Here is a 5773-nt window from a genome sequence, read left to right on the forward strand (position 1 = left end):
CCCCCGGGGGATCCGGCGGAACGTCCTCCTCGAGAAAAGCGGCGCGGAGCGGGCGGTGGAGATGCTTTTGGCCCGCCTGCGGGGAGAGCCTTTCGCCACGGAGTACCCCATGCCCACCTTCCGGCGGATTTCCCCGGCCCCTCCCGTGGCGGATCTGCGCAAGGCCACCATCGCCCTCGTCTCCTCCGGCGGCGTCGTTCCCAAGGGCAATCCGGACCGCATCCGGGTCTCCTCCGCGGAATCCTACGGCGCCTACGATATCAGCGCGCTGGAGGACCTGACTCCGGACATCTACGAATCCATTCACGGCGGCTACGACCGGATATGGGCGAACGTGGACCCCGACGTGGTGATCCCCCTGGACGGAATGCGCGCCCTGGAAAGGGAGGGGGTCTACGGCAAGCTGCACCCCGTGCTCTACACCACCACCGGAACGGGAACCTCCGTGGCGCACGCGGAGCGCTTCGGCCGGGAGATCGGTGCCGCCCTCAGGGAGGCCGGTGTGGACGCGGTGATCCTCACCTCCACCTGAGGCACCTGCACTCGATGCGGCGCATCGATGACGCGGGAGATCGAAGCGGCGGCGAACATTCCGGTGGTACAGATCGCCACCATCGTGCCCATCATGCTCACCGTCGGGGCGAACCGTATCGTCCCCGGCGTGGCCATCCCCCATCCCGTGGGCAACCCCGCCGCGGGACCCGAGGAGGACCGGTCGGTGCGGCGAAGCCTTCTTCTGCGGGCCTTCACCGCCATGACCACCCCCGTGACGGAGCAGACCCTCTTCTGATCGGCGGGATTGCTACAAGGACAGCCTGGATTTCCGAACCTTCGCCCTTTTTTCGCAAGCGGCTCTTCCGACAGCGGGGCGAAGGTGACGCAACAACAACAACGAAGAGAGGAGTGCGCGGCGGCCTGTATCCGTCCGCGCAGCTTCTCCTTTTCCCGTGCCGGTTTCTTTCGGGAAGAGCATCTTTTCTTTTCGGGGCGTTTCTGCGACGATACAGTGCGACAAGGCCCCGCGCGAGGGTGCGCGTGGCGTCGGAATTGCGCGAAACCGTGCGACGAAGCGGAGGAGCGCGCAAGGACGGCGCGAAGAAGGGTGGAGGTTGCCTTTCGGCTCCTGCTTGAGCGGAGGCCGAAGCGAAAACGGCGGACAGGCGACGCCGGGAAGGGAGGAACGGACGTGAAGGTGCTGTGGCTTTCCCGCAAGGATGTGGAGGACCTGGGCATTCCCGTGCGCGACGTCACCGAGGTGGTGGAGTCGGGATTCCGTCTCAAGGGGGAGGGCAAGGTGGAGATGCCGGCGAAGATCGGCATCCACACCAGGAAGGACTGCTTCATTCACGCCATGCCCGCCTATGTGGGGGGCGACGCGGATCTGGCGGGAATGAAGTGGGTCTCGGGCTATCCGCCGAACCAGGCCAAGGGATTGCCCTACATCACGGGCATCTGGTGCCTCAACGACAGCGAGACGGGCTTTCTCAAGGCCATTCTTGACGCGAGCTGGATCACCGCCTGGCGCACCGGATCGGCGAGCGCCGTCTGTGCCCGCCATCTCGCCTCGCCCGAGGCGCGCACTCTCGCCGTCGTCGGACTGGGCGTCCAGGGGCGGACCAACTTCGCCGCCATCAAGGACGTGCTCCCCTCCATCTCCCGCGCCCAGGTGTACGACGCTTTTCCCGAACAGACGAAGCGCTTCGTGGCGGACATGGCCCCCGGCGCGCCCGACGTGGAGTTCGTCGTCGCTCCGGACGTGCAAAGCTGCGTGCGGGACGCGGACATCGTAGTCACCTGCACGCCCATCGTCGCGGACCCGCAGCGGTTCATCCCCGTGGACTGGCTCAAGAAGGACGTGCTCTGCATCTCCGTGGACTACGACGCCGCCTTCGAGGCGCCGGTCATGAAGGACGCCCGCATCTTTGTCTGCGACGACCGCCACCAGTACCTCTGGACCCAGGAGCACGGCGTCTATTTCCAGAAGGGCTATCCCCAGGAGGCGGACCTCTACGCCGACATGGGCGACATCTGCGCCGGCACAAAGCCCCCCGTGCGCGAGGGCCGCCGCGCCGCGGTGCTCATGGGCATCGCCAGCCACGACGTGATGACCGGCCATCTGATCTGGCGCAAGGCCATCGAGGCCGGAAAAGGCATCGAGCTGGAGCTGTAGCTGTACCCTCCGATCGGGCAAACAACATTCCCGGAATGTCCCGTGCGCGTTCTCGCGGGACTTCCGGGAATGTTTTGTTTTGCGTTTTCGTTTTCGTGTTGCGGTGTCGCACGCTTCACGGGGAACGTCCGTTTTGTCCTGCGAAAGAGAGAGAGGTGCGTCCTCCGGCATGGCGCGGTCGCGACGCATGCGGCGGAAGCGAAAAAACCGATGCCGGCGCGTCACCTGCCGGATTTCGCCACAAAGCGAATTTCGACGGCGCAGCCTACGGCTCGGGCGTAACTCCTGAGTGTCCGCAGTGAAGGAGCGTGGCCGTTGCTGGCTTCGAGGCGCGAGACGGCGCTTTTCGTGGTCCCCATCGCTGCGGCGACCTGTTCCTGTGTGAGTCCGGCGCGCTTTCGCGCCGTCAGAAGCTCCCGTGCGAGTGCCTGTTCTTCCTCCAGCTCTGTGTAGGCAGTGGCGAAGGCTTTTGTTTTCATGGCCTTCGACAGGAACTTCTCGTGGTTGTGGAGAACCGGTTTGTACACGTCATCGGCCATCCTTCAACACCTCCTTTTTCCGTTTTCGGGCGATTTGCAGGTCCTTTTCCGGCGTTTTCTCCGTTTTTTTGATAAACGCATGGAGGATGATGACACGATTTCCGCTCATATAGCAGTATAACGCTCGCCCAGAGCCTTCTGTTCCCCTGATGCGCAGTTCGAACAGACCGTCCTTCATCGCCCGTGAATACGGCATTCCCAGGTCAGGACCGAACTCCACGAGCAATTCGACGGCCCGAGCGTAAGCAGCTAGAATTCCCGGCGGCCAGGATTCGATCGTAGCCAGAAGACGCCCGTTAAAATAGACAATGGAGTAGGGTATGAAGAAATGTTAGCATATTTGAGAACACGGATCAACGTCTTTCTTCCCTCACGCCATGTCGAACCCCGCCACGGCGGAGAGGAGTCGCCGTGCGAAGGGGTGCGTCACGTCGCCGATGCGGCTTACGTCGCCCGTTTCCTCCACGAAGACGCCGTCGTGCATGAAGAGCACGGAGTCGCAGAGGTACGTCACCGCCTCGAGATCGTGGGTGATGAAGAGGTAGGAGAGGCCGTGTGTTTCCTTCAACTCGGCGAGCAGGTCCATGATCTGCACCTGGACGGAGACGTCCAGCGAGCTGACGGCCTCGTCCAGAAGCAGAAAACGGGGGGCTCCGGCGAGGGCGCGGGCGATGCAGACCCGCTGGAGCTGACCGCCGCTCAACTGGTGCGGATAGCGGTCGAGAAACTCGCCGCCGAGTCCGACCCTTTCGAGAAGCTCGGCGGCTCGTTCCCGGAGTTCCCGCTTGCCGAGTCCTTCGAGAGTGCGGAGAGGCTCGTTCATGACGGCTTCGATGCGGAACCGCGGGTTCACCGAGGACGTATAGTCCTGAAAGACCACGCTGCCGCACCGGCGGGCCTTCGTCCCGCGCCGGTCGTAGAGATCCTCGCCGCACACGAGAACACGCCCCCTCTCCGGCCTGAGCAGCCCGATCAGAACCCGCCCGAGGGTGCTCTTGCCGCATCCCGATTCCCCGACGATGCCGAGGCACTGTCCCTCTCTCAGGAAGAGGGAGACGCCCTTCAGGACGGGCCTGCGCCTCCTCCGAAGGAAGAAGGGGCTCGCTTCCGGAAAGCTCACGTGAATGTCAGAAGCTTGCAGCAGCATCGGCGGTCTCCACGGAGCCCAGGGCGCGGCGGAAGCGCCGCACCAGGGACGAGCGGGTTTCCATGAGATACCGGGCATGCTCGCTCTTCGGCGATAGGAACACCTTCCGGAGTTCTCCCTTCTCCACGATCTCCCCGCGGTGCATCACCAGGACCGTGTCCGCCACCGAAGAAAGGACCCCCAGATCGTGGGAGACGAAGAGCATGGCACAGGCGCACTCCCGTCTCACGCGGCGGATTTCCTTCATCATTTCGAAGCGGGTGACGGAGTCGAGCGCCGTGGTCGGTTCGTCCGCGATGAGCAGCTTCGGCCCGAACAGGAGGGCGAGCCCGATCATGACGCGCTGCAGCATGCCGCCGCTCAGTTGGTGGGGATAGCATCCGAGCACGCTCGCGGCGTTGTCGATCCGCATCTGTTCCAGCATGGCGATTCCCGTCTTCACCGCATCTTTGCGGCTCGTTCTTCCGTGTGCCCGCAGCGTCTCGGCGATGTGCCCCTCCACGGTGACCATCGGGTCGAAGGATGTCATGGGATTCTGGAGGATCATGGAGATCTCCGCTCCGCGCAGCCGCCGGAGTTCCTCCCTCCGCGCCGTCAGAAGGTTCCTTCCCTGGAAGAGCACCTCTCCGGAGGCGGAACACCCCGCCCCCAAAAGCCCCACGATGCTCCGGCACGTCAGGCTCTTTCCGCTTCCGCTCTCGCCGAGGATGCCGACGCACATGCCCTCCTCCACATCGAAGGAGACGTTCTTCACCAGGGGCGTCGGGCGGCCGTTCTTCCCGACCGCCGAGACGCACAGATCACGCACGCGCAACAGAGGATTCACGACGGCATCCCTCCCTTGTCCTTTCTCGGATGGTGTTCCTCTCAGAGTGTTTTCGGGTCCATGGCGTCCCGGACGCTGTCCCCGATCAGGTTGAACGCCGACACGACCGCCATGATGGCCGTCCCTGGCACGAACATGAGCAGGGGGGCCCTTCCCATCACTTCTTTGGCCTCGCTGAGCATGGCTCCCCATTCCGGCGCGGGGGCCTGAACGCCCAGCCCCAGAAAGGAGAGCGTGGAGATGTTCAGGATGACCCACCCCATGTCGAGAGAGGCGAGCACGAGGAGTTCCGAGGCCACTCCGGGCAGGATGTGGCGGAACAGAATGAAGGGCGTCCCGGCTCCGGAGACCTTCGAGAAGAGAACGTATCCCCTGTCGCCGAACCGGATGACGGAGCTTCGGATCATGCGGGCATACCACGCCCACTTGATCACGATGTTCGCCAGCACCACGTTCATCATCCCCGGTCCGAGCACGCCCACGACGGCGAGGATCATGACCTGGCTCGGAAAGGAGAGCAGAATGTCGCAGGTTCTCATGAAGAGTTCGTCCACCGTTCCCCGGAAATATCCGGACACGAGCCCCACCAGGGTGCCCCGCGCGAGGGTGCAGGCCATGGTGACGAGAGAGAGGAGCACCGTGGGGCGTATGCCGTGAACGAGTCGCGACAGGGTGCACCGCCCCAGATGGTCCGTCCCGAGGGGAAATTTCGCCGAAGGAGCCCGGAATTTGGCCAGGACGTTGACCTTGGTCGGGTCGTTCAGCGGCAGAACGTCGGCGAAAATGCCGGCGAGAATCACCACCGCGACGATCGCGAGGCAGGCCACGGCCGTTCTGTCCCGTGCGAGTCTCGACAGGAACATCATCCGGCCCTCCTGAGACGGGGGTCCATCAGGCAGTGGAGAATATCCACGGCGAGATTGCAGAAGATGAAGAGCACTCCCATGATGAGGATGTAGGCCTGGATCACGGGGTAGTCCCTGTTGAAGATCGCGGAGATGCACAGGCGGCCGATGCCGGGCCAGGCAAAGATGTTCTCTATCACCACGGTTCCCGCGATGAGCTGGGGGACGCTCATTCCCAGGGCGGTG

General features: G+C 63.8%; 8 protein-coding genes. 2 read left to right on the plus strand and 6 right to left on the minus strand.

Going from position 1 to position 5773, the window contains the following annotated elements:
* Both Q1K49_RS05645 and Q1K49_RS05650 read left to right on the plus strand, forming a co-directional pair.
* Positions 1–790: glycine/betaine/sarcosine/D-proline family reductase selenoprotein B (locus tag Q1K49_RS05645; RefSeq protein ID WP_300523776.1), on the plus strand; the 790-nt coding region annotated here is incomplete at its 5' end.
* Between the two features lie 396 nt (positions 791–1186).
* Positions 1187–2170: an ornithine cyclodeaminase family protein gene (locus Q1K49_RS05650; protein WP_300523779.1), complete on the plus strand. Its 984-nt coding sequence runs from the start codon at positions 1187–1189 to the stop codon at positions 2168–2170.
* A gap of 221 nt (positions 2171–2391) precedes the next feature.
* On the opposite strand, the gene Q1K49_RS05655 is transcribed toward Q1K49_RS05650, so the two are convergent.
* From Q1K49_RS05655 to Q1K49_RS05675, 6 genes are all read right to left on the minus strand, one after another.
* Positions 2392–2709, minus strand: coding sequence for a helix-turn-helix transcriptional regulator (locus Q1K49_RS05655; protein WP_300523781.1), 318 nt, complete (start codon positions 2707–2709; stop codon positions 2392–2394).
* Positions 2699–3031 carry a type II toxin-antitoxin system RelE/ParE family toxin gene (locus tag Q1K49_RS14890; protein WP_366146046.1) on the minus strand — a complete coding sequence of 111 codons (333 nt, stop codon included), beginning with the start codon at positions 3029–3031 and terminating at the stop codon, positions 2699–2701. Before Q1K49_RS14890 ends, Q1K49_RS05655 begins: the two co-directional genes overlap by 11 nt.
* A gap of 48 nt (positions 3032–3079) precedes the next feature.
* Positions 3080–3856, minus strand: coding sequence for an ABC transporter ATP-binding protein (locus Q1K49_RS05660; protein ID WP_300523784.1), 777 nt, complete (start codon positions 3854–3856; stop codon positions 3080–3082).
* On the minus strand, positions 3837–4682 hold the full coding sequence (locus tag Q1K49_RS05665) for an ABC transporter ATP-binding protein (protein ID WP_300523787.1): 846 nt from the start codon (positions 4680–4682) through the stop codon (positions 3837–3839). The genes Q1K49_RS05660 and Q1K49_RS05665 overlap by 20 nt, the downstream gene beginning before the upstream one ends.
* Before the next feature lie 41 nt (positions 4683–4723).
* A complete protein-coding gene (opp1C, locus tag Q1K49_RS05670) occupies positions 4724–5548 on the minus strand; it encodes a nickel/cobalt ABC transporter permease (protein ID WP_300523789.1) in 825 nt (274 codons plus the stop codon).
* On the minus strand, positions 5545–5773 hold a 229-nt coding region (locus tag Q1K49_RS05675; RefSeq protein ID WP_300523792.1), incomplete at its 5' end, for an ABC transporter permease subunit. The genes Q1K49_RS05675 and opp1C, both read right to left, overlap by 4 nt.

The sequence above is a fragment of the Aminiphilus sp. genome, assembly GCF_029975095.1.
GTDB lineage: Bacteria > Synergistota > Synergistia > Synergistales > Aminiphilaceae > Aminiphilus.

What these genes read in the sequence shown, in the direction of transcription:
- Q1K49_RS05655 (WP_300523781.1), bottom strand. Translation starts at nt 2,709, where the DNA reads ATGGCCGATGACGTGTACAAACCGGTTCTCCACAACCACGAGAAGTTC.
- Q1K49_RS05660 (WP_300523784.1), bottom strand. Translation starts at nt 3,856, where the DNA reads ATGCTGCTGCAAGCTTCTGACATTCACGTGAGCTTTCCGGAAGCGAGC.
- opp1C (WP_300523789.1), bottom strand. Translation starts at nt 5,548, where the DNA reads ATGATGTTCCTGTCGAGACTCGCACGGGACAGAACGGCCGTGGCCTGC.